We start from the raw sequence: 23,804 nt of genomic DNA on the forward strand, positions 1-23,804 counted from the left end.
AGGAAGCACTTCATGGCTTTTACCGATCCCTTTATCCGTCGTCCGGTGCTGGCCACCGTGGTGAGTCTGCTGATCATCCTGCTTGGCTTCCAGGCATTCAGCAAACTGACCATCCGCCAATACCCGAAGATGGAAAACGCCCTGATCCAGGTGACCACCGCCTACCCCGGCGCCAACGCCGAGACGATTCAGGGCTATATCACCCAGCCGTTGCAACAAGCCCTGGCCAGTGCCGAGGGCATCGACTACATGACCTCGGTGAGCCGCCAGAACTATTCGGTGATCTCGATTTACGCGCGCATCGGCTCCGACAGCGACCGCCTGTTTACCGAGCTGCTGGCCAAAGCCAACGAGGTGAAAAACCAGCTGCCGCAAAATGCCGAAGACCCGGTGTTGAGCAAGGAAGCGGCTGACGCCTCGGCGCTGATGTACGTGAGTTTCTACAGCGATGAGCTGAGCAACCCGCAAATCACCGACTACCTGTCGCGCGTGATTCAGCCCAAGCTCGCCACCTTGCCGGGCATGGCCGAAGCGGAAATTCTGGGTAACCAGGTGTTCGCCATGCGCATCTGGCTCGACCCGGTCAAGCTCGCCGCCTACGGCATCACCACCCAGGAAGTGAACGACGCGGTCCGCAAAAACAACTTCCTCTCGGCCGCCGGTGAGACCAAAGGCGAGTACGTGATCACCAGCGTCAACGCCACCACCGACCTGAAATCCACCGAAGCCTTCGCGGCCATTCCGGTGAAAATCGTCGGCGATAGCCGGGTGCTGTTGAAAGACATCGCCCGCGTCGAAATGGGCGCGGAGAACTACGACTCCATCAGCTCGTTCGATGGCACGCCGTCGGTCTATATCGGCATCAAGGCCACGCCCAGCGCCAACCCGCTGGAAGTGATCAAGCACGTGCGCGCCGCCATGCCGGAGCTGGAAGCGCAGCTGCCGCCCAACCTGAAAGTGTCCATCGCCTACGACGCCACGCTGTTTATTCAGGCATCCATCGACGAGGTGGTGAAGACCCTGTTCGAAGCGGTGCTGATTGTGATCGTGGTGGTGTTCCTGTTCCTCGGTGCATTCCGCTCGGTGCTGATCCCGGTGATCACCATTCCGTTGTCGATGATCGGCGTGATGTTCTTTATGCAACTGATGGGCTACTCCATCAACTTGCTGACTTTGCTGGCCATGGTGCTCGCCATCGGCCTGGTGGTGGACGACGCCATCGTGGTGGTGGAGAACATTCACCGACACATCGAGGACGGCAAAACACCGTTCAACGCGGCCATCGACGGCGCCCGTGAAATCGCCGTGCCGGTGATTTCCATGACCATCACCCTGGCCGCCGTTTACGCCCCCATCGGTTTCCTCGATGGCCTGACCGGCGCGCTGTTCAAGGAGTTCGCCCTGACACTGGCCGGTGCGGTGATCATCTCCGGCATCGTCGCCCTCACCCTGTCGCCGATGATGTGCTCCAAGCTGCTGCGCCACGAAGAAAACCCAAGCGGCCTGGCACACAAACTCGACAGCATTTTCGACGGCCTGAAAGTGCGCTATCAACGCGTGTTGCACGGCACCTTGAACACCCGCCCGGTGGTGATATTTGTTGCCATTGTGGTGCTGTGCCTGATTCCGATCATGCTGAAAATGATCAAAAGCGAACTGGCGCCGGATGAGGACCAAGGCATCGTGTTCATGATGGCCACGGCGCCGCAGCCGACCAACCTCAACTACCTCAACGCCTACACCCAGCAGTTCCCGAAAATCTTCAAGGAGTTCCCCGAGTACTACTCCTCGTTCCAGATCAACGGAATCAACGGCGTGCAGAGCGGCATCGGCGGCTTCCTGCTCAAGCCGTGGAGCGAGCGCTCGCGCACGCAGATGGAGTTGCTGCAAGACGTGCAAGGCAAGCTCGGGGAAATTCCTGGGTTGCAGATCTTCGGCTTCAACCTGCCCTCGTTGCCGGGCACCGGTGAAGGCTTGCCGTTCCAGTTTGTGGTGAACACGCCCAACGACTACGAGTCGTTGTTGCAGGTGACCGAGAAGATCAAAACGCGCGTACAGCAGTCCGGCAAATTTGCCTTCCTTGACGTCGACCTGGCCTTCGACAAACCGGAAATCGTGGTGGATATCGACCGTTCCAAGGCGGCCCTGATGGGGGTCGACATGGAAGACCTGGGCGGCACGCTGTCCACGCTGTTGGGCGAAGGGGAAATTAACCGTTTCACCATCGACGGTCGCAGCTACAAAGTGATCGCCCAAGTGGAACGCGCCTACCGCGACAATCCGGGCTGGCTGAACAACTACTACGTGAAGAACGGGAGCGGCCAAATGGTGCCTTTGTCGACCCTGATCACCGTGCACGACCGCGCCCGCCCTACTCAACTCAACCAGTTCCAGCAGTTGAACTCGGCGATCATTCAGGGCTTCCCGATCGTCAGCATGGGCGAAGCCATCGACACCGTGCGCCAGATTGCCCAGGAAGAAGCGCCACGCGGTTTCGCCTTCGACTTTGCCGGCGCCTCGCGCCAATACGTGCAGGAAGGCAGCGCGTTGTACGTGACCTTCGCCCTGGCATTGGCGCTGATTTTCCTGGTGCTCGCCGCGCAGTTTGAAAGCTTCCGCGACCCGCTGGTGATCATGGTGACGGTGCCGCTGTCGATTTGCGGGGCGTTGATTCCGCTGTTCCTCGGCTATTCGAGCATGAACATCTACACCCAGGTCGGCTTGGTGACGTTGATTGGTCTGATCACCAAACACGGCATTCTGATCGTCGAATTCGCCAACCAATTGCGTCGCGAACAGGGCTTGTCCCGCCGCGCCGCCATTGAGGAAGCGGCGGCGATTCGCCTGCGTCCGGTGCTGATGACCACGGCAGCGATGGTGTTCGGCATGGTGCCGCTGATTCTCGCCACCGGCGCCGGTGCCGTCAGCCGCTTCGACATCGGCTTGGTGATCGCCACCGGCATGTCGGTGGGCACGCTGTTCACCCTGTTCGTGTTGCCGTGCGTGTACAGCTTGCTGGCCAAGCCGGATGCCGAGCCGGTGGAAATTGAAGACAATCGAGCATCCCATCCGGTTACTTCCTGACGTTTGAAGCCCCGCACCCGCGGGGCTTTTTTTTGGCCGTGTTTACTGCCGCACACGCGGCGATTTAGCCCACCGTCATTCCCACAAAGACGACGGTCCAACGACTCCGGAATCCAGGTTTTTTTAAGTTACGGTGTTCGACATGCGAGCCTGGATCCCCGCGTTCGCGAGGATGACGGCGGATTTGGTTTAGCCCACCGTCATTCCCGCGAGGACTGCGGTCCGACGACTCGGAATCCAGAGTTTTTCAAGTTACGGTGTCCGACATGCGAGCCTGGATCCCCGCGTTCGCGAGGATGACGGAGGATTTGGTTTAGCCCACCGTCATTCCCGCGAAGGCGGCGGTCCGACGACTCGGAATCCAGCGTTTTTCAAGTTACGGTGTCCGACATGCGAGCCTGGATCCCCGCGTTCGCGAGGATGACGGAGGATTTGGTTTAGCCCACCGTCATTCCCACGAAGGCGGCGGTCCGACGACTCGGAATCCAGAGTTTTTCAGGCTACGGTGCTCGTCATTCTTCCCTGCGTTCTGCGGTTGGGCCACTATCGCCTTCGCGAGCGCGCTCGCTCCTACAGACCAAGAACAACAAAGGATGCCCCCATGTCCAAAACCGTTTTGATCACCGGCTGCTCCAGCGGCATTGGCCGCGCCCTGGCAGATGCTTTCAAGGCGGCCGGCTTTCGCGTCTGGGCCACGGCGCGCAAGGCCAGCGATCTGGCGGCGTTGAACGCTGCCGGCTTCGATGCGGTGGAACTGGACGTCAACGATAGCGCCGCCGTTGCGCAATTGGCGGCGCGGCTTAGCGATGAGGTGGGAGGCCTGGATGTGCTGATCAATAACGCCGGCTATGGCGCCATGGGGCCGCTGCTGGACGGCGGGCGCGATGCCCTGCAACGTCAATTCGATACCAACGTGTTTGCCCTCATCGACGTCACCCGTGCGCTGTTTCCGTTGTTGCGTCGCAGCCGTGGCGTGGTGGTGAACATCAGCAGTGTGTCAGGTGTTTTGGTGACGCCGTTCGCGGCGGCGTACTGCGCTTCGAAGGCGGCGGTGCATGCGTTGAGCAAAGGCCTGCGCATGGAGTTGGCGCCCTTTGGCGTACGGGTCCTGGAAGTGCAGCCGGGCGCCATTGCGTCGAGCTTTGGCGCCAATGCCAGCCGCGAAGCTGAACAGCTGATTGCCGATGGATCGCCGTGGTGGCCGATTCGCGAGGGCATTCGCGCCCGGGCGCGCGCTTCACAAGACAACCCGACGCCGGCCAGCCACTTTGCCCGCGACGTACTAAGCGCCGTACAGCGCGCGGAACCGCCGCGTTTGTTGCGCTTGGGCAACGGCAGCCGAGCGCTGCCCTTACTCGCACTGCTATTACCGCAAGGAGTGATGGAGTGGGTGTTGAAGCGCAAGTTTGGCTTGGCGGGAAAGCTGTAGTCCACCGGTGGCCAGGTGTTGGGCTTCGCTTCGCTCAGCACCAACCTACAAAGCGACTGGGGCGGTTGCGCCTTGGTACAACTTCACCTGATTGCGCCCGCTGTCCTTGGCCGCGTACATCGCCGCGTCGGCATTCTTGGTGAGCTGCACCTCGTCCTCGCCATGCTCAGGAAACAGGGCAATGCCGGTGCTGGATGACAGGCTCAACGGCTGCCCACAGCCCAGGTCGAACGGTTGATTCAGGGCTTCGCGAATTTTTTCCGCGACCACTAACGCATCGTTGTCACCGTCGATCACCGGCAGCAGCACCACAAACTCGTCGCCGCCCATGCGCCCGACAATGTCCGACTCGCGCACGCAGTGTTGCAGCCGCTGCGCCACCACTTGCAGCAGGGTATCGCCGACGTGGTGGCCAAGGGTGTCGTTGATGGGTTTGAAGCGGTCCAGGTCGATAAACATCAGCGCCAGCCGCGTGCGGTTGCGCCGGGCTTGGGCCAACGCGTGGGTCAGGTGGTCGCTAAACAGCGCGCGGTTGGGCAGGCCGGTTAGTGCGTCATGCTCGGCCAGGTGGCGTAAACGGGTTTCGCTGGCGCGCAGTTCGCGGGTCATTTCCCGCGCCAGGCTCTGCGCGCGGGAATGGCCGGTGGTCAACATCCACGTCAGCACGGTTAGCAGCAGGCTCAGCGCCAGGCCGGCGCCGGCGATCAGCCCGGAGTTGTCTTTGCTAATGGGCCGGTCGCGTTGTTGCTCGCTGAGCATTTCCAGGGTCCAGGTTCGCCCTGCTACTTCCAGGTACTCGACCGCATCGCTGGGGCCGCTGGGGCTGCGGACACTGCCTTCGCTGGAGTCGAACAACAACGACGTCGGCGTGCGCTTCACGCCTTCGTGAATTTTGATGGCGATGGCGCTGGACTGCGGCCCATACAAGCTGGCCATCAACTTGTTGATGCGCAGCGGCGCGACCACCCAGCCGATCAGCGCAGCGCGGCGTTGTGCCTGATTAACGTGGGGCTTGCCTTTGGCGTACACCGGCAGAAACATCAGAAAGCCGGCTTTGCTTTGCGCATCGGCTTCGCCGGGAATCACCAGCTCGACCTTGCCGGTGATTTTCGCGTCGCCGGAATCGCGCGCCTGCTCCATGGCCATGCGGCGTTCGGGGTCGGCGAAGGGGTCGATCCCCAGCACCAGATGGCTGTTGCCCGACAGCAGTTCCATCTGCACCACGGGCGCGTAGAAATCACGGTCGCCTTCGGGGCTCACCTGAAAGTCCGGCACGCCGCTGGCCCGCTGTTGGGCAATCAGCGCCGGCACGTTTTCGCGGCTGCTCCACTGCACGAAACCGATGCCTTCCAGGCCGGCGTAATCGGCGCCCAGCTGCAGCGAGTCGAGGTAGGTTTTGAATTCTTCGCGACGCACCAGATCCGAAGCGGCGAACAGGCCTTGCACGCCGCGCAACACTTGTTCGTAGGCGGCGATGCGTTGGTCGATGGCGCTGGTGGCTTCACGCAGGTTGTAATCGGCGGTTTCCAGGCGGTCGAGCTGGGCGTTGCGTTGCTCGTGGTGCCAGAGCCAATAGGTAACGCCCAACGACACCAGCAGAATCAGCGGCGCCAGCAATTTATAGCGAAGGCCAAGGCGCGACATGCTCAAAAATTAACCAGCGTGTGGGCCAATTCGGCCGGCAAGTATTTGGCAAAGATGCGCTCCACCGTGCCGTCGGCGCGCATGCCATCGACCAGCGCGCGCCACTGCGCCTGTTCCTCGGGTGACAGCGACTTCTTCGACATGATTAACCCGTGGGGCGTGGGCGCATCGCCGGTTTCCACCACGCGCGTCTGTTGGCGGATGTCATCGTTTTGCACCTGCGGGTAATCGAACGGCTCGATGATCATGCCTTGGATCTGATTGGCCATTAGCACTTCGTACAGCGGCTCCAGGCGGCTGGCGTGGCGCACGCGGCGCTGCGTGGTGAGCTGGTCAACCAGATTATTGGCCTTGGGGCTGTAGCGAAAACTGCGGATGATGCCGAGCTGCAGCGCCGGGTCGGCAGCGAAATCCGCCAGGGTTTGCACGCCGGCGTCCTGGCGAACCAGCAGGTAAAACTGGTCGGAGAAATACCAGGCGAAACTGGCGAAACGGTTTCGCTCTTCGTTGGCGATGCCCGACAGGCTGAAATCCAGCGCGCCTTGCTCGATCAACTGCCAGATGCGCGCGCGCGGCAACAGCGACACGGTGACGGTGCAGCCGCTGCGTTTTATCAACTCGTCGGCGAAGTCTTTATCGATGCCAGCGTCGGTGTCAGCTGAATACAGCAAGCCATGGTCATGCAGCGCCAGCGTCATGGTGCGGGTGCAGGCAATCCCTGGCGCAGCCTGCGCCAGCGTTGAAGCCCCGAGAATGAGTGCACTCAGCACACTAATAAGAAACAGCCGCATCACACCCATAACCCCAAAAAACAGACGACACCATGCGTAAGGTTTTTCCTACTTATACGCCTGCCCGACCCAAAGAATAGGTCAGCCCGGTGCAACGCGTACGACGCGCCGCTCATCGCTGTCCGAAAACGTCGCGAATAGACACGACAACGCCCCGAAATCGGGGCGCTGAATGGCGTGTTGCGCCGTTACTGCTGGGCGGTTTCAAGCTCTTTGGGCGGCTGTTTGGGCTTGATCAGGCTGAAGTCGATCAGCGATTTCTTGCTGCCATACGGGTCGCCAATCATGCGCGGGCGTTCTTTGAACTGCGCGCTGACCAGGCTTTTGCTGGCATCGAACTCATCAAAGCTGAGGCCGGCCAGATCCGCCCAGGTGTGAATCAACTGCGAGCTGCTGTAAGGCCGCTTGGTGTCGGCGATAAAGCTCCACTCATGCCCTTCGCGCCATTTCGGCGAGGCCCAGACCATAAAGGGAATGGTGTACATCGGCGCGGTCGGTTTCGCCTCGTTGCGCCCCAGCACGTTGCCGGTGGGCGAGTCGAACACGTCTTCACCATGGTCGGAGAGGTACAGCAGAAAACCGTTGTCGTTTTTCTTGGCGTATTCACCGATCAGGCTCGACACCACGAAATCGTTGTACAGCACGGCATTGTCGTAACTGTTGTAGGTCGGCAGTTGGTCGTCACGCAGGCTGGCTGGCGCGCCCGAGCGGTCGGTGAATTTCTCGAACTCTGGCGGATAGCGGTACTGGTAACTCATGTGCGTGCCCAACAAGTGCACGACGATGAATTTCTTCGGCGCGTCTTCCTGCAACACCTTGGCAAACGGCGCCAACACATCACCGTCGTACTGGCGCGCGTTCTGGTTGCGGTTGTTGTTCAGGTACACCTGCTCGTCGGCCTGCTCGGAAAACGTGGTGAGCATGGTGTTGCGCTTGGTCATGGTCTGCTGGTTGGTAATCCAATAAGTCTTGAAGCCGGCCTGCTTCATGACGCTGACGATGGACGGCGTTTTCAGGTAAAGGTCCGGGCTCTCTTCATCGGCAAAGGTCAGCACCTGTTGTAACGCTTCGATGGTGTACGGGCGCGGGGTGACGACGTCGTCGAACACCAGCATGTCATTGCGCAGTTTGTCGAGATTGGGCGTGGTGTTGCGCGGGTAGCCGTACAGGCTCATACGCTGGCGGTTGGTCGATTCGCCGATCACCAGCACCAGGGTCGCCGGCGCGTTGCCAAGGCTGCTCTTGAGGTGTTTGAGCGGCGGAATTTTTGCCACGTCATTGAGCATGCCCTGCATGTTGCCCAACTGCTCACGGTATTGCCGATAGCCCAACACCAGTTGCCACGGCACCGCCGGTTCCAACTTGGCTTCGACTTTGAGCAAGGCATCGCCCAGGGTTTTCTCCCGCAGGCTTTGGCTGATCAGCGGATAACCAAGCGAACACAACAACATAAACGCAGCCGCCGCAAACGCTGGCTGGCCGGTCATCTTAATCGGTCGCACCCGGCGCCACAACACATAGGCAACCACCGTGTGCAAGACAAAAGCCGGCACCATCCACCAGGCGAAATATTGCGTCAGGTATTCACTGCTCTCGGCCAGGTTCGACTCGAACATGATGAAAATCACGCTCTGCGAAAACTCCTGCCCGTAGATAAAAAAGTAACCGAGACTGGCCAGCGACCCGGCCCACAGCACCACGCCGATCACACCGGCGATCACCCGTGTCTTCGCCGGGAACAGCAACACCGGCACCAGCCACAGCGCGCTCATCAAAAACGCCTGGCGGAAACCAGTGAAACCAGAGGTGCCGGTAATTTGAATGAGCAACTGCGGAACGCAGGAGAAATACCAAAAAAATAGAAACAACCAGCCTATACCGGCCCAGTCGATACCCCACCCTTTGCTGCTTCGAACTTGCATATGCCGCTGCTCCGCCAAAAACCCGGACATCCGCTGGAAAGAAACAATGCGTAGCGGAACGTAGGGCGAACACCGTACGGCAGGGGGTGTGAAAAAAATGTCAGATGTCGCGGATGGGCAGGCCAGACGCCAGGCGGGGTTTGCAGGAAATCGCGGCTGAAGCCGCAATGTTCTTGATCTAGCGGGTGCCGCAATCGCGGCTGAAGCCGCTCCTACAAATTTCGCGTTCTGTGGGAGCGGCTTTAGCCGCGATGGTTTTGGTCTGGCCGGCAATCGGCAGCGGGGTTGTTTACACCAGCCAGCCCAACGCCTTGGCCCTGGCGACGGCTTGCGTGCGCCGCTCGACGCCCAACTTGACGTTGATGCGCCGCGCGTGGGTTTTCACGGTGTGCAGCGAAATGTGCAGCCGATCGGCGATCTGCAGGTTGGAATAGCCTTGGGCAATCTGTTCCAAGACCATTTTTTCGCGCGCGCTCAGCGGCGATGTTTCCGCCGCCGCCTCGGCGCCCGCCCCCGCCTGACTCAGCAACAGCCGCAGTTCCAATGGCTCCGCCAACTGCGGCAGCACGTTTTCCAGCCAGGGGCCAAATTGCGCGTGCAGCGCCTGCAGGTCGGGACTCACGCCCTGCTGCTGCGCCGTTTCCAGGGCCAGCCGCAACATGGCCTCGGCCGGTTTTTCCAGGCCATTCGCCAACAGCGCCTGCACCAGGCTGAATCGGCAGCGGTTGAGCAGGCTGCGGTAACCGCCGCGCTCGCAGTCGTCACTCAGGGCTTGCAGCGCCTCCAATGCCGGGCGCAATTCGCCCAGTTGCAGGTCAGCCAGGGCCAATTGGTAGCGCAAGCGCGGGAGCAAATCGTAGAAACCCGACGGTGCCAGCAGGTCGCGTTCGAGGTAGCCGTCCAGCGTGGTTTGCAACACGGCGCGCGCCCGCTGTGCTTCGCCCTGGCGCAACCACAGCGCGCCTTGGGCCAGTTGCAGCACGCCGCGATAGCGCACTTCCGGCACGTGCTGCCATTGCATCAGCCGCTCGGCCTTGCGCAGCAGTTGGAACGCCAGGGTGAAGTCGTTGGCTTGGGCCGCCAATTCGGCGAGGCCGTGGTAGCCAAAAATAACGTAGGCGTCTTCGCAGGCTTCAGCGGCCTGCAAGCCGGCGTTATACGCCGCGTGAGCGGCCTCGGTTTGACCTTGGCTGGCGAACAGGCTAGCGCGCAGCAGCAACAGGCGCCCCATCACCGGACCCTGGCGCCCCGCCGCTTGCAGGTGTTGCAGGCACAGGTCGGCCAGCTCCAGTGCCGCTTGGGTGTCGCCCATGATGGTCAGTTGGTGCACGCGGTCGACGCTTAGCAGCGCTTCGAACAACACGCTGCCGTTCAAGCGCGCCAGCTTTAATCCTTCCTGGATGTACTCATAGGCCTCATCGAGCATGTGCTCGGCGAACGCCTGCTGGGCGAGCGCCTGATAGCACAGCGCGCGCTGCGACCAGGCTTCGTCCGCCAACACCTCCAGCGCCTGCAACGAATGCTCGCGGGCGCTGCGCTGGCCGCGCTGGCGTTGCAGCACGCCTTGAATGGCTTGGTAATGGGCGAACAGTTGTTGCTGTTGCCGGGCCGTGGGTTGCGGGAAAAAGCGGCCCAGGTCTTTAAGGCAATCGTCCACTTCATCCAGGCGCGCGCAAATCAACAGCGCCCAGGCTTGCAGGGTAATCAGCCGGGGTGTGCTGGAGTACAAGCTGGCGGGCAGTTCGTGTCGCCATTGCAGAAATTGCGCGACACTTTGACCGACCAGCAATTGTTCTTGGCCGAAGCGCTGCAAGTAGTTGGCCGCCACGTCGGGCTGATTGGCAAACAGCGCGTGCTCGACGGCCGCACGCACGTCGCCGTGGCTGGCAAACCATTGGCAGGCGCGCACGTGGGCCTGCGTGGGAGCGGGTGCCGAGCTTTGACGCTTGAGCACTGCCGCCAGCGGGCGCGACAGGCGGAACCATTCGCCGCAGCTGTCCATGCCCAGAAAAAACATCTGCCGAGCATGCAGTTCTTCAAACAGCTGCGCGCCGTTTTCATCCAGTACGTGCTCGCACAGCGCGGCGGAAAAACGCGGCATGTGGGCAAGCACCGACAAGGCCCGCAGCAAGGTCGGCGACAGCCCGGACAGCACTTCGCGCACGATGTATTCGTGCAGCAACGGCGTACCGGACGCCAAGCGTTCGGGCAGATTCTCGGCGGTGCCTTTGATCAGCAGCAGGCAGGCGCCGGCCACCCAGCCTTCGCTGTTGTGTAGCAATTGCGCGCGCAGTTCGGCGGGCAGATCCAGATGGTGTTGCTCCAGCAAACCGTTTAGTTCGGGTTCTTCCAGGGCCAGCGCCGAGGCGTCCAGTTCCAGCAAGTCACCCTGCAGCATCAGGCGCGGCAGGTTCCAGGCTGGGCGCCGGCGCCCGCCGATCCACCAACGCAACGTGTGCGGGGCCTGTTCAAGCAGACGGTCGAGGCAGTCATCCAGCTCGGCGCAGGCTTCGCGCGGGTAGTCGTCGAGCACGATCCACAGCGGTTGCTCGATGCGGCTTAGCAGGCTGCACAGTTCGTCGTAGGTGTCGCCCTCCTCCACCGCGCGGCCCAGCGCTTTGGCCAGGCGGGCAAGCAGTTCGATGGGCGTGAGGGCGCGGCCGAGCAGGTCTAGCCACACCACTTGGGTGCCGACCGGCGCCTGGCGCACGCATTCGTTGAGCAACACGCTTTTACCAAAACCGGCCGGTGCGCAAATCAGCGCCAGGCGGCTGTCGCCGGCCAGCAGCGCCTGCACCAGACGCGGACGGGGAAAATGAGCCGCCGGCAAACGCGGCAGCGGACTGTCGGATAAACGCAGGGGACGAGGTCCAATCGGGTGGACGTTATGCATGGTCGATGCCTCTGCTTTTTTTGTTTTTATTCAAGGTGAAACAAGGCCCGATCTTAACCACGCTTAGCTCGTAACGGGCGGCCAAATAAGAAAAAGGCGACCCGCGGGCCGCCTTATTCATACACCTGAGCAGTGCTCATTAAGCTGTGTGATGGACGCTCGTTGGGCTTCGCGGCGCTAGGCCTAACCTACGTCCAAATTGTTTCGAAGCTTAACGAACGCCAGCGTTACGCAAGGCTGCCGGGGTGTAGTCGGTGGCCGAGGTTTTGATGCCGTATTCAACCGAGTGTTTCTCTTCGTTCATCATGCCGATGGCCAGGTAACGGCCAGCGATGATGTCGTAGAGCGCTTCGAAGGCATAACCCGGGGCCTGCGCCACGAACTGCTGGTACAGGAACGCTTCGCCTACGCGCCACAGTTGGCCACGGCCGTCATACATTTCCGAAGCGGCGATCTGCCAGGAGTCTTCGTCGACGTAGAACTTACGTTTGCCATAGATGTTGCGCTCGCCGCTTTTCAGGGTCGCTTCCACTTCCCATACGCGGTGCAACTCGTAGCGGGCCAGGTCGGAATTGGTGTGGCCAGCTTTGAGGATGTCGGCGTATTTCACGTCCGGCGATTGCAGCTTGAAGTTGTTGTACGGGATGTACATTTCTTTCTTGCCGATCAACTTCCAGTCGTAACGGTCGGGTGCACCGTTGAACATGTCGAAGTTGTCCGAGGTACGCAGACCGTCCGAGGCGGTGCCTGGGCCGTCATACGAAACCTGCGGTGCACGACGCACGCGACGCTGACCGGCGTTGTAGATCCACGCCATGCGCGGCTCGGCAACCTGGTCGAGGGAGTCGTGTACCAGCAGCACGTTACCGGCCAGACGCGCGGGTTCGGTGACTTGCTGCTTGAAGAACAACAGGGCGTTTTCCGCTTTGGCCGGATCCAGGCCAGGCATACCCGCCGGGAACGACACCTCGTCGGTGAAGTGCACCAAGGTGTAGCTGCCGTTGGTTTGCGGCGTGGCCTGCACGATGTTGCGGCGCAGGTTGCCACCGCGATAACGGGTGATGTGGTTCCAGATCACTTCCAGGCCGTTCTGCGGAATCGGGAACGCGTAGTAGCGGCTGTCGGTGAAGTTTTTCAGGCCGTTACCGCCTTCGAGCAACACCGTTTTTTCGGCGCTGATCTTGGCTGCTTTGTTGATTTCTTCCGGCACGGCGGTGGTGCGGTGAGTCGGGTAAACCGGCATTTTGTAAGTGTCGGGATAGCGCTTGAACATCGCCAGTTGGCCAGCCGAGAGCTTGGCTTTGTACTGGTCGGCGTTGGCGGCGGTAATCACGAACAAGGGCTTTTCGCCGGCAAACGGATCGCTGACGAAACCACCGCTGTTTACCGACGCGGCGTTCTTCGCCAGACCGCCGTTCCACTCCGGAATGCTGCCATCGGCATTACCCGCTTTCTCACCGCCCAGCGGGGTGAGCGTGGTGCCGAGCTTGGCCACGTCGGCGGCCGGTACGGCAGCCAACACGCTGCTGGCAAGCAGCGAAAGAGCCAGGGCACCCAACAGATTTTTCGTTGTTTTCATTGTTCTTGTAGTCCTCTGTTATTTCCGCAAGCAATTCTTAGAAGTTCACGCCAACGCTGAGGGCCAGGAAGTCACGGTCGGTGAGTACGTTGTAATCGCCGCCGAAGAAGTTGGTGTACGAAATACCCGCGGTGTAGGTGTTGCGGTACTCGGCATCCAGACCAATGCTCGCGGCCTTGGCGCCTTCGTTGAAGTTCGGGCCATAACCATCGACATCGTGCGACCACGACAGGTTCGGCTTGAGGTTCACACCGGCGAACACATCGCTGTAATCCCAGATGGCACGAGCGCGGTAGCCCCAGGAGGTGTTGGTGTAGTAGCCGTGGTCGCCGCCTTGAATTTGGTTACCGAAAGTGGAGTCGCGGCCATAACGCAGATCATCGATGTGCTCGAGACCACCGATAGAGTTCGCGCCGATCTCACCCACTACCGTTACCCGATCTGCGCCCATTACCTGGTCAAAAAAGTGTGTGAACGTGGTTTGGATCTGGGTAACTTCTTTGCGGTTGTAGCCACGGTGGTCGACGTTGGCTTGCGCCGCGACGGCAGCTGGGCCCCTCGGAATGGCTCCGGCAACACTGGTTGCAGCCAGTGGAGTCATATCGTTGGTGTTGATCTGCAACGGCATGTTCGGCCGATAGCTGATTTCCCCGGACCAGGCGGTACCAGTAGGCAGCGTGGTGGAGAAGCTCAGCCCATAGAGGCGAATGTCTTCTGGATATTCAAAATAGTACTTACCTGTACCCAGCAAGATGGGCTGCGCTAGCGCGCCACCAAAAGTACTAAATGCTCGACCAATATCGGCGAAATTGGCGTTTTGAATTCCCAAGTACGGCGTACGTGCGTGGTAGTTCATAAAGTACGCACCGTATTCCGTCTCATCGCCTTGCCAACGCAATGCTGCACCCCACTGGCCCGAGTCGCTTGGGTCGCGGTCGCCGAGGCGGCGCATCGCTACACCCTGCGAGTTCAGATCAACACCAGCGCCGGCCAATGCATTTCGCAGCGCCGGGTTGTTGTTCAGGTTGGCAACCGTAGCGCCATCCAGAATGCGGTAGTTGTTATCGCAGCCTTCCTGCAACACGTCCGTGCTGGAGAAGAAGGTGCCGCAATTGTCCACAACGGTCTGGTCCCACTCGATCTGGTAGAACGCATCGGCGGATAGGTTCTCGGTAATGCTCTGCGAGAGGTAGAACATGTTGACCGGAATCAGACCCTCCTTCACTTCGGCGCCTGGACGGCGGAAGGCGGAAACGTCGACCGGGTTGATCGAGTTGATGCCGTTCTGGATGAACGTACTTTCACCCCAGCTCACCACCTGCTTACCCAAACGTGCACTGCCTGGCTGATCGGCAATGGCGTAGTTGTGGTAGACGAACGCATCAAGCAGCTGATAGCCCGACGAGCGCGCGCCCATCTTGGCGTGGTCATCGTCGATGTCCATCAGCTCACGGCTTTCATCTTTAAGCTCGAAGTCGTACCAGTATTTACCGCGCAGGAAGACACCGGTGTCGCCGTACTTCAGCTCAAGGTCATGGATGCCTTTGAAAATTTTCGAGAACGTTTTGTCTCTTCTGAAATTCAGTCGGCCATCGTCGTTGGTCTGAGTGAAAGCGTTGCCGCCGTTAGCGCTACCGATGTAGTCCTGGTTTGCTTTGGCAGTAGACCAGCTAGCACCAAGCGACAGCGAAGAGTCGAACTGCCCCTCGATCTCCCCAATATTGAAATTCACCGCGTGAGCCTGGGCGCAGGTGCCCAATGCGATCGCGATTGCCAGAGTCTTTGGCTGGAACAGTCCGGGCCTTTTTGTTGTTGTCATGCGGCTCTCCTAGTTGGTGAAACTGTGGTGCACCGTACTCAGCGGATGACACGCGGATAAGCGCACGAAGGTTTGATTCTTCGTGTCGCCCAAAAGGATGAATGCCCGCACCATGCGGTCATCACAGGGCACCAACACTGGAATGAATGGAGGGGCATTCGGCGAGGCGGGAACTTTTGCAGTTTGTAAGAAAACCAGCGCAAAACTTTGCCTTCGCCACAGACCCTGTAGGAGCGGCTTTAGCCGCGATGCTTTTGGCTCAAGCGCATCGCGGCTGAAGCCGCTCCTACAGGTGTGAAATTTGGGCAAAAAAAAACCGGCCTCTCTTAAAGGGGCCGGCTTTTTTAGCGAGCAGTGATTACTTGCCGGCGTGTTTCTGCAGATTCGCCATCATCGCTTGCAAGGCTTGCAGGCTGTCTTCGGGATGGCTGGCGCCTTCGAAGTCGCCGATTTCTTTCCAGTGGGCGGCAACGTCGTCAGCGGTAAAGCCGACTTTCGGATCAAAGCCCGCGCCGTTGCTGCGCTCCCAACGCACTTTACCGATCCAGCCGCCACCTACTTCGTAGAGGCCGGCAGTGTCTTGGCAGTTTTCGCTGCCCAGGTACACCACCAACGGGCTTACCAGTTCAGGCTTCAGTTGCTCGAACACTTGCTGGGGAATCAGCCCTTCGGTCATGCGCGTGCCGCCGGTTGGGGCAATGGCGTTGACGAAGATGTTGTTCTTGCGGCCTTCAATGGCCAGCGTGCGGGTCAGGCCGTACAGGCCGAGCTTGGCCATGCCGTAATTGGACTGGCCGAAGTTGCCGTAAATGCCCGAGGTGGACGAGGTGAAAATCACGCGACCGTAGTTCTGCTCACGCATGTGCGGCCACGCCGCGCGGGTGACCTTATAGGCGCCGGCCACGTGCACTTGGTAAACCAGGTCCCAGTCGGCGTCTTCCATTTTGTGGAAGGTTTTGTCACGCAGGATGCCGGCGTTGTTGACCACAACGTCGATGCGGCCGAAGGCGTCGAGGGCGTTCTGCACGATCTTCTCGCCGTCGGTTACCGAGTCGTGGTTGGCCACGGCAGTGCCGCCGGCTTCAACGATTTCAGCCACTACGCGGTCTGCCGCCGAAGCGTTGGCGCCTTCACCGTGGGTGCTGCCGCCCAGGTCGTTGACCACCACTTTGGCGCCGGCTTTGGCAAATGCCAGGGCGTGCGCGCGGCCAATACCACCGCCAGCGCCGGTGACGATCACAACCTTGTCTTCAAAACGAACGGACTCGCTCATATCAAACTCCTGTGGCAGATAGCAGAACATGCGATGGCGCCGAGTGTCGCGGAGCGCGGCGGCGGCCACAAGAAAAGCGGCCGGGGCTGAATGGCGCGCAATAACGGTAGGGCATGATTCGCGCCGCTCACTGCCGCCCCGGCGCCGGTGCCGGACACGTCGGCGAGACGACGGCGGGCGTCTCCACGCGGGTGTAGCGATAGGTGACATCGCGGTCTGGCGCGCCGCCGGCAATGATCAGGAACATGCCGAAACTGCTGGTGTGCACCGTAGCGGCCAGTTGCTCGGGGGCGCTCAGTGCGAGCGTTACGTCACGCGCGTTATGGCCCCAGGCGATAACCGGAATGCCGTTGAAGTCGCTGTCGGAGAACTGGTATTGGGTGCCGTCAAGGTGACCGGCAATGCTGAGTTGCCCGACGCAGCGCCCTTCCCGATGCAGGCGCACGGTGAGCTGTTGGTCGGCGTCGATGTGCAATTGAACCAGGCCGGCGGTGGCCGGCGCGTCGTTTACCGGAAAATTGGCGCGACTGGCCAACAGCGGCCAAAGCCCCGGCGCGAACTGTGGATTACCCAGCGGCTGCTGGGCATACCAGCCTTGAAACAGCGGCGCCTGCTCAGTGGGCGCGCTGCCTGCGCAGCCGCCCAATAGAAGTGTCGCCGTGAACATCGCTGCCGTGCGCATATCGCCTCCCGCTAAAAGTCAGCGGCTAGGCTACCGCAGCTCCAGCGAGGGCGGCGCGAAATGCTTGGTAATGCTGCAACACTTGAGCAGGCGCCTCGGTTTGCGGGTAATGGCCGATGCCTTCCAGCAGCACGGTGTCCGGTTGCGGGATCAGCTCGCGGTAGCGCGCCACCATGTGGGCGCCGGAGATTGGGTCCACGGCGCCATCGATTACCCGCAGCGGCAAACCGCCCTTCTGCATCGCCGCCACCCAACGGTCGCGCTGTTGCCGGCGCTCGGGAATGTAATGAATCAAACGATGCATCACCGCCGGGCCGTTGTTGTGGGCGATCAGGCTGTAGAAGTCGTCTAGTTCCTGCTCGCTGGGCTGGGTGTTGGGCCCGAAGACCTTGGCGAAACTTTCCGCCAACTTCTGCCGACCAAACATCCGGCCGATCAGCGGCCCGAGCGGGCTCAACAGCAGCTTTTGCACCAGCACCGGGCGATGGGTTTCCGGGAACAAGCCGCCGTTAAGGAACACGCACGAGGCCAGGCGAATTCGCCCTTCGTGGTGCCGCGCCACCAGCTCCTGCGCAACGCTGTCGCCGTAGTCGTGGGCCAGCACATGCACCGGCGCGTCGATGTTCAACTGGCGCAGCAGCGCCTGTTGGATATCGGCCTGTTGCACCAATCGGTAATCGTGGCCTCGGGGCTTGGCCGAATCGCCAAAGCCGAGCATGTCGCAGGCGATCACCTGATAGCGCTGCGCCAAGGTGTTCCACAGGTAATGCCAGTCCCAGCTGGCAGTGGGGAAACCGTGGATCAACAGCAACGTCTCGCCGCGCCCTGCCGTCCAATAGGCAATTTTGTGACCCTCAAAGGTCAGGCTCTTCGCCTGCGCGCGCCAGTCGCGCAGGGGAATGCCGGCGAGGGCCGGCGTCATCACGCGCTGTAGCCCGGGTTTTGTTGATCCAGCTTGCGCAACAGCGCCGGCCACGCCAGCGAGCCGCCCATGCCTTGGGAGGTTTTCATTACGCCCTGCACCATGGCTTTGGCGCCGTCGAGAATCTGCTGGGGAATGTGGATCAACTCGGCGCCGCCGCTTTGCGCCATCACTTGCACTTCGCAGGCGCGCTGCAGGGTGAACATCATCAGGAAGGCGTCGGCGATGCTGGATGAGCAGGTCATCAGGCCGTGGTTCGGCAGGATCATAAAGTTGCTGTCGCCCAGGTCGGCTTGCAGCCGTGCTTTCTCTTCATGGTTCAGCGCCACGCCTTCGTAGCCGTGATACGACAGGCTCGACAGCACGAACAACGACTGCTGCGACAGCGGCAGCAACCCTTGCTTCTGCGCCGACACGGCAATGCCGGCGGCGGTGTGGGTGTGGATCACGCAGCCGACGTCGTGACGTACTTCGTGCACGGCGCTGTGGATGGTGTAGCCGGCCGGGTTGATTTCGTAAGGGCTGTCCATTTTCTTCACGCCGTCGAGGTCAACCTTTACCAGGCTGGAGGCGGTGATCTCATGGAACATGAGGCCGAACGGGTTGATGAGGAATTCTTCCGTGCCCGGCACCTTGGCCGAGATGTGGGTGAAGATCAGGTCGTCCCAACCGTGCAGGGCGATTAAGCGGTAGCAGGCCGCGAGGTCAACACGGGCCTGCCACTCGGCAGCGGACACCTGGTCTTTGACGTTCGGTACGGATTTGATTTGCGCAGCGGTCACGGCGGTCACCTCGGTTGTTTTTGTTTTCAGTGCCGGTGAGTCTAGCGAGGGATGGCGGGGGCGGTAGTCGCTCTGGCAGCCAGCTTAGTGGCCTTGTGGGTCAGGGGTGAATGAGGAACAGCACGCCCTCTCCCCCAGCCCCTCTCCCGCGAGCGGGCAGAGGGGGGTTAATCGAGGTTTAGGCAAATAGCTCGGTCTGCCCCCTCTGCCCGCTTGCGGGAGAGGGCTGGGGAGAGGGTTTTCAGCTTTTCAGCGCTTCAACAAACCCCGCCAACCACGGCTCGGCATCCGTCTCCGGCGTCACGCTCTCGCTGGCATCCAGGCGCAGCATCTCTTGCACTTCGCGAAGGCCCAGCTCGGCGAACAGCTCACGCACTTGCTCACCGCCGCCACAGAAGGTGTCGCCATAGCTGGCGTCGCCCAGGGCAATCACGGCTCCCGGCAGGCCGCGCCAGTTCGGCAGTTCGTCTCGAATGGCGTAGTACAGCGGTTGCAGGTTGTCGGGCAGCTCGCCCATGCCGGTGGTGGATGTCACGCCCAGAAAGGCGTCAGGGGCAAAGGCTTTGAGGTCATCCAGCGTGGCGCGCGGGTTGTGCCAGGTTTCGAAGCCAGCGGCCTTGAGCAACGTTTCAGCGTGGCGGGCCACTTCTTCAGCGGTGCCAAACACCGAGCCGGACAAGATCGCAACTTTCATTTATTCGCTCCGTTAGCAGGCTAAAAAAAACGCCGGACATTATGCCTGAGCCGTGTCGCGATCGGTCTCGAACGTCGGTAAAAGACTGCGTAACAGACGCCTGCGCGCCGTTTGTCGGAAAGCCTGACGCTTTCACTAATAAAGCCTATACGGCGTTGTCCCACCACCGACGCATCTGGCCCATCTGATTGCCCTTCGTGTAGTACTGGAGCATCTGCCATGCAAGACCCCCGAATTCTTACGCGCGAGGAACTGGAGTTTCTACAGGACCTGCAAGGCGCTGCTCGCCCGAACGGCCCGATGCAAACCCCAAGTTTGCGCGTGGATGGCGGCACGCAGACCAAAGACCTGCTCACCCGCCTGGCGGCCAGCGACCAATTGACCATCGAAGCCCATTTCAACGGCGAGCGCGTGACCTTTCCGCTGCAACTGGTGGAAGACGAATTCCACAGCATGAGCCTGGAAATCGGCGCACCGCAGGTGATTGAGCAGGGCCCATCCGAGCGGCCGTGGCGCCTGAATATCGAACCGGCTGTCGAGCTGGTCGATGAACAGGGCAACCCAAGCGGCATGTGGCTGCACAGCCTTTCCACCACCGGTTTGCTGATGGAAGTTCGTCATCAAACGGTGCCGAACAGCTTTACGTTGTGGCTGCCGCAAGCCGGCGCTGAACCGCTTCGTTTGCAGGGCATTCTGGCGCGGCGCAGCAATCAGCGGCTGGTGGCGTACCGCCTGAGCGGGCGCAAAACCGAGCACAGCGAGCGGCTGCGCCAGTACATCTATCAACAGCATCGCCTGCTCAACCCGGTCGCCAAGGCACCTGCCATCTGACGAGCTGCCCGCTCTAGTCCGCATCTTTGCTGGCAAATCACCCGGCAAACCCACTATTCTTCGCGCCATAACGCCCCGCCACCCTGGGGCGCTTTTTTGCCAAGGCTTTACCCAAGCGGCGGCACGGTTTTGAGGAGATACATAATGTCTGCTTCCCCCGTCACCCTGATGGTGGCCCGCCGCGTGCCGCGCGAGCGCTACCAAGACTTCATGCTGTGGCTGCGTGAAGGTGAACAACTGGCCACCGACTTCCCCGGTTATCTGGGCTCTGGCGTGCTTGCCCCGCCGCCCGACGATGACGAATTCCAAATCGTATTCCGCTTCGCCGACGCCGACCTGCTCGCCAGCTGGGAACACTCCGCCTCACGCCGCGCCTGGCTGCAACGTGGTCAAGGGCTGTTCGCACAGCCGTTGGAGCACCGCGTTCAGGGCATCGACGCCTGGTTTGGCAGCGCGAGTCGAAACGTCCCTCGCTGGAAGCAAAGCGTGGCGATCTGGCTGGCGTTTTTTCCGGTGTCGCTGGGGTTTAATCTGATTTTTGGCGGGGTTTTGAGCGAGCTTCCCCTGGCAGTGCGCATTCTGCTCAGCACCTTGGCGCTTACGCCGCTCATGACTTACTGGTTCATTCCGCTATCCACCCGCCTACTGGCGCCGTGGCTGCACAAACGCAAGGCGCTGCCGGCCGTTACCGCGCAGGGTTTGGCCAGCGGCGCGAAGTAAGCACCGCGCCGCGTTTTGTGCCGGAAGGCAGACTGGGTTACCGTTGCCGGGCCTGTCTGCCAACGAGTCGCCCATGTCTGTTTCTGCCCCCATTCTGCTGACCGGTGCCGGCCAACGCGTCGGCCTGCATTGCGCCGAACGCCTGCTGGACGACGGCCATCCACTGATCATCACCTACCGCCAGGAACGCCCCAGCGTGCAGCGCTTGCGCGAGCGTGGGGCGGTGGCCATTGAGGCGGATTTTTCCAGCGAAGCTGGCATTATCGCGTTTGTCGCCGAGCTGAAAAAACACACCTCAAGCCTGCGTGCCATCGTGCACAACGCCTCGCAATGGCTGGCGGAAACGCCCGGCGATGAAGCGGCGATCTTTCAGCAGATGTTCAGCGTGCATATGCTCGCGCCGTATCTGATCAACCTGCATTGTGCCGACTTGCTGCGCCAGTCGACCCCGGCCGACATCGTGCACATCAGCGATGACGTGACGCACAAAGGCAGCGCCAAACACCTGGCCTACTGCGCCAGCAAGGCGGGGCTGGAAAGCCTGACGTTGTCGTTCGCCGCCAAGTACGCGCCGGCGATCAAGGTCAACGGCATCGCCCCTGCGCTGATTCTGTTTAACGACGGCGACGACGCTCAATACCGCGCCAAGACGCTGGCCAAATCGGCGCTGGGCATCGAACCCGGCGCTCAGGTCATCTATCAAAGCCTGCGTTATCTGCTCGACAACCCCTACGTCACCGGCACCACCCTGAGCGTCAACGGCGGCCGGCATCTGAAGTGAGCAACCGATTCGATGGAGTACACCGCTATGCCGCGACTGGAGCCTGGAATGGCGCGCATCAAGGTCAAAGACCTGCGCCTGCGCACCTACATTGGAATCAAGCAGGAAGAGATCGATAACAAGCAGGACGTGCTGATCAACCTGACCATTCTTTACCCTGCCGTGGACGCCGTGCAGGTCAACGACATTGAGCACGCGCTGAATTACCGCACCATCACCAAGGCGATCATCGCTCACGTGGAGAACAACCGCTTCGCCCTGCTGGAGCGCCTGACCCAGGAACTGCTCGACTTGGTCATGGCCCACCCGGCAGTGCGCTATGCCGAGGTAGAGGTCGACAAATTGCACGCCCTGCGCTTCGCCGAGTCGGTGTCGATCACGCTCGCCGGCCACCGTTAACTCGTCTGTTTCTGCGCGCGCCCGCATTGAAGTGCGGGCGTGGCGCTTCTATCATCGCGCCGTTCCGCCCTTCACCCTTTCGCACGTTCTCGGAGTACGTTGCCATGACCGAGCAAGAACAGATCGAACTTGAAGCCGCCGCCTTTCGCCAATTGGTTCAGCACCTGCGCGACCGCACCGATGTGCAGAACATCGAGCTGATGAACCTGGCCGGGTTCTGCCGCAACTGCCTGTCGAAGTGGTACAAGGCCGCCGCCGACGACGTGGGTTTGCCGGTGACCATCGATCAGGCGCGCGAAGAGGTGTACGGCATGCCGTACAGCGAGTGGAAAAGTAAATACCAGAAAGAAGCCAGCGGCGATCAGCAAGCGGCGTTCAACAAGGGTCACAAGTAATGTCACTGTCTGATTTTCGCGCCGCCTTGCGCAGCGACCAGCACCTGTTCGCCAGCACCCTGGCGTTCATCGCCGAGCATTACGACTACCAGCCCAGCGCCTTTGTGAACGGCAACCAGAACAACGCCAGCGGCCAGAACGAAGGCTCGTGCAAAACCCTCGGCCTGGCCTTGCTGGAGGGGTTGAATCTGGAAGAAACCCTGCGCGCTTTCGGTGAGCATTACCGCAGCGTGTTGGCGACGCCGACCGGCACTGACCACGGCAACATTCGCGCGTTGATGGACACGGGCCTCGGCGGCGTGAATTTCGAGCAGCAACCGCTCAAGCGCAAGGCCTAACGGGTCGCAGTAAATCCATCTGCTGTAGCAAGAATCCTACATACATCACAGAAACATCCGTCTATTCTGCCCGCCGGTTCACCATGGACGGTGCCCTGCGGCAGCACGCCAGCGCCCCACCGTTCATTTCTGGATATGCACGGATGCAGCCTACCTCGATGCAACAAACCCTTGTGTGGAAACCCTGGCTCAACCCCGGCGTGGAAAACCTGCGCCTGCGTCAGGACGAACGCGGCATTCATGCCAGCAGCCACCTGATTCAGAGCGTACGTGGCAACAGCATCGCCGCCACCTATGTGCTGGCCTTTGACGCAGCTTGGCGCTTTCGCCGGCTATGGCTGAAGGTCGACAACCTCGGGCAGCGCAGCCTGAGCCTTGAGCGCGACGTTCATGGCGGCTGGACGCTCAACGGCGAACCACGCGACGACCTCAGCGACTGCCAGCATGTGATGCTCTCCACCACGCCCTTTACCCACACGCCGATCTTGCAGCGCTGCGCCTTGGCGGTGGGGCAAAGCGAAGAGGTGCGAGTGGCCTTTGTCGACATGCTCACCTTCACCGTCCAACCGCGCCTGCAGCGCTATCACTGCTTGCGCCAACAGGACGAGCAAATGCTCTACCGCTACGAAACAGCCGGCAAACAGATCCGTGAATTGACCATGGACGGCCAGGTGTTTCTTAACAAAGCCAGCGAGCAATACCTGCGGCTGACGTCGAAGCTGGCGCTGGAATTGAATACCTGGGTTTGAGGCGCAAAAAGCATCGCGGCTAAAGCCGCTCCTACAGGATTTGTGCGATCTGTAGGAGCGGCCTTAGCCGCGATGGG

20 protein-coding genes are annotated in these 23,804 nt (G+C 60.8%); 9 read left to right on the forward strand and 11 right to left on the reverse strand.

Features of this window, described 5'->3' with window-relative positions; translation table 11 throughout:
- Positions 1-12: 12 nt before the first annotated feature.
- Both AC0IW7_RS03020 and AC0IW7_RS03025 read left to right on the forward strand, forming a co-directional pair.
- Positions 13-3,084, forward strand: a complete 3,072-nt coding sequence (locus tag AC0IW7_RS03020) for a multidrug efflux RND transporter permease subunit (protein ID WP_471815657.1) — start codon at positions 13-15, stop codon at positions 3,082-3,084.
- Between the two features lie 601 nt (positions 3,085-3,685).
- Positions 3,686-4,513 (forward strand): SDR family oxidoreductase, encoded by an 828-nt coding sequence (locus AC0IW7_RS03025; RefSeq protein WP_471815658.1) that lies wholly within the window; start codon positions 3,686-3,688, stop codon positions 4,511-4,513.
- A 45-nt stretch (positions 4,514-4,558) separates the two neighbouring features.
- Here AC0IW7_RS03025 and AC0IW7_RS03030 read toward each other — a convergent pair whose 3' ends face one another.
- From AC0IW7_RS03030 to AC0IW7_RS03080, 11 genes are all read right to left on the reverse strand, one after another.
- A complete protein-coding gene (locus AC0IW7_RS03030; protein WP_471815659.1) occupies positions 4,559-6,157 on the reverse strand; it encodes a CHASE domain-containing protein in 1,599 nt (532 codons plus the stop codon).
- A 2-nt stretch (positions 6,158-6,159) separates the two neighbouring features.
- A complete protein-coding gene (locus tag AC0IW7_RS03035) occupies positions 6,160-6,948 on the reverse strand; it encodes a substrate-binding periplasmic protein (protein ID WP_471815660.1) in 789 nt (262 codons plus the stop codon).
- 188 nt (positions 6,949-7,136) lie between these two features.
- Positions 7,137-8,870: a phosphoethanolamine transferase CptA gene (cptA, locus tag AC0IW7_RS03040; protein WP_471815661.1), complete on the reverse strand. Its 1,734-nt coding sequence runs from the start codon at positions 8,868-8,870 to the stop codon at positions 7,137-7,139.
- Between the two features lie 289 nt (positions 8,871-9,159).
- Positions 9,160-11,763 (reverse strand): LuxR C-terminal-related transcriptional regulator, encoded by a 2,604-nt coding sequence (locus AC0IW7_RS03045; protein WP_471815662.1) that lies wholly within the window; start codon positions 11,761-11,763, stop codon positions 9,160-9,162.
- A gap of 211 nt (positions 11,764-11,974) precedes the next feature.
- Positions 11,975-13,342 carry a DUF1329 domain-containing protein gene (locus tag AC0IW7_RS03050; RefSeq protein ID WP_463381858.1) on the reverse strand — a complete coding sequence of 456 codons (1,368 nt, stop codon included), beginning with the start codon at positions 13,340-13,342 and terminating at the stop codon, positions 11,975-11,977.
- A 37-nt stretch (positions 13,343-13,379) separates the two neighbouring features.
- Positions 13,380-15,161, reverse strand: coding sequence for a DUF1302 domain-containing protein (locus AC0IW7_RS03055; RefSeq protein ID WP_471815663.1), 1,782 nt, complete (start codon positions 15,159-15,161; stop codon positions 13,380-13,382).
- Positions 15,162-15,519: 358 nt separating this feature from the next.
- Entirely contained in the window at positions 15,520-16,434 is a 915-nt protein-coding gene (locus AC0IW7_RS03060) for an SDR family oxidoreductase (RefSeq protein WP_471815664.1), read from the reverse strand.
- Positions 16,435-16,561: 127 nt separating this feature from the next.
- Positions 16,562-17,116 (reverse strand): hypothetical protein, encoded by a 555-nt coding sequence (locus AC0IW7_RS03065; protein ID WP_471815665.1) that lies wholly within the window; start codon positions 17,114-17,116, stop codon positions 16,562-16,564.
- Positions 17,117-17,141: 25 nt separating this feature from the next.
- Entirely contained in the window at positions 17,142-18,038 is an 897-nt protein-coding gene (locus AC0IW7_RS03070; protein ID WP_471815666.1) for an alpha/beta fold hydrolase, read from the reverse strand.
- On the reverse strand, positions 18,038-18,805 hold the full coding sequence (locus AC0IW7_RS03075; protein WP_463384643.1) for a class II aldolase/adducin family protein: 768 nt from the start codon (positions 18,803-18,805) through the stop codon (positions 18,038-18,040). Before AC0IW7_RS03075 ends, AC0IW7_RS03070 begins: the two co-directional genes overlap by 1 nt.
- A 256-nt stretch (positions 18,806-19,061) precedes the next feature.
- Entirely contained in the window at positions 19,062-19,514 is a 453-nt protein-coding gene (locus tag AC0IW7_RS03080; RefSeq protein WP_471815667.1) for a flavodoxin, read from the reverse strand.
- A gap of 219 nt (positions 19,515-19,733) precedes the next feature.
- Here AC0IW7_RS03080 and AC0IW7_RS03085 point away from each other — a divergent pair, with 219 nt between their 5' ends.
- From AC0IW7_RS03085 to AC0IW7_RS03115, 7 genes are all read left to right on the forward strand, one after another.
- Positions 19,734-20,345, forward strand: a complete 612-nt coding sequence (locus AC0IW7_RS03085) for a hypothetical protein (RefSeq protein ID WP_122492813.1) — start codon at positions 19,734-19,736, stop codon at positions 20,343-20,345.
- A 144-nt stretch (positions 20,346-20,489) separates the two neighbouring features.
- Positions 20,490-21,065, forward strand: coding sequence for an antibiotic biosynthesis monooxygenase (locus AC0IW7_RS03090; protein ID WP_471815668.1), 576 nt, complete (start codon positions 20,490-20,492; stop codon positions 21,063-21,065).
- A 73-nt stretch (positions 21,066-21,138) separates the two neighbouring features.
- On the forward strand, positions 21,139-21,846 hold the full coding sequence (gene folM / locus AC0IW7_RS03095) for a dihydromonapterin reductase (RefSeq protein WP_471815670.1): 708 nt from the start codon (positions 21,139-21,141) through the stop codon (positions 21,844-21,846).
- Positions 21,847-21,873: 27 nt separating this feature from the next.
- The gene (gene folX, locus AC0IW7_RS03100) at positions 21,874-22,245 is read left to right on the forward strand and encodes a dihydroneopterin triphosphate 2'-epimerase (protein WP_122452064.1); all 372 of its coding nucleotides are present in this window, start codon (positions 21,874-21,876) and stop codon (positions 22,243-22,245) included.
- 104 nt (positions 22,246-22,349) lie between these two features.
- A complete protein-coding gene (locus AC0IW7_RS03105) occupies positions 22,350-22,640 on the forward strand; it encodes a DUF1244 domain-containing protein (protein WP_122492816.1) in 291 nt (96 codons plus the stop codon).
- On the forward strand, positions 22,640-22,978 hold the full coding sequence (locus AC0IW7_RS03110) for a HopJ type III effector protein (protein WP_471815672.1): 339 nt from the start codon (positions 22,640-22,642) through the stop codon (positions 22,976-22,978). The genes AC0IW7_RS03105 and AC0IW7_RS03110 overlap by 1 nt, the downstream gene beginning before the upstream one ends.
- A gap of 158 nt (positions 22,979-23,136) precedes the next feature.
- The gene (locus tag AC0IW7_RS03115) at positions 23,137-23,727 is read left to right on the forward strand and encodes a putative glycolipid-binding domain-containing protein (RefSeq protein ID WP_471815674.1); all 591 of its coding nucleotides are present in this window, start codon (positions 23,137-23,139) and stop codon (positions 23,725-23,727) included.
- Positions 23,728-23,804 lie beyond the last annotated feature (77 nt).

It is taken from the genome of Pseudomonas sp. AC229, assembly GCF_979254655.1.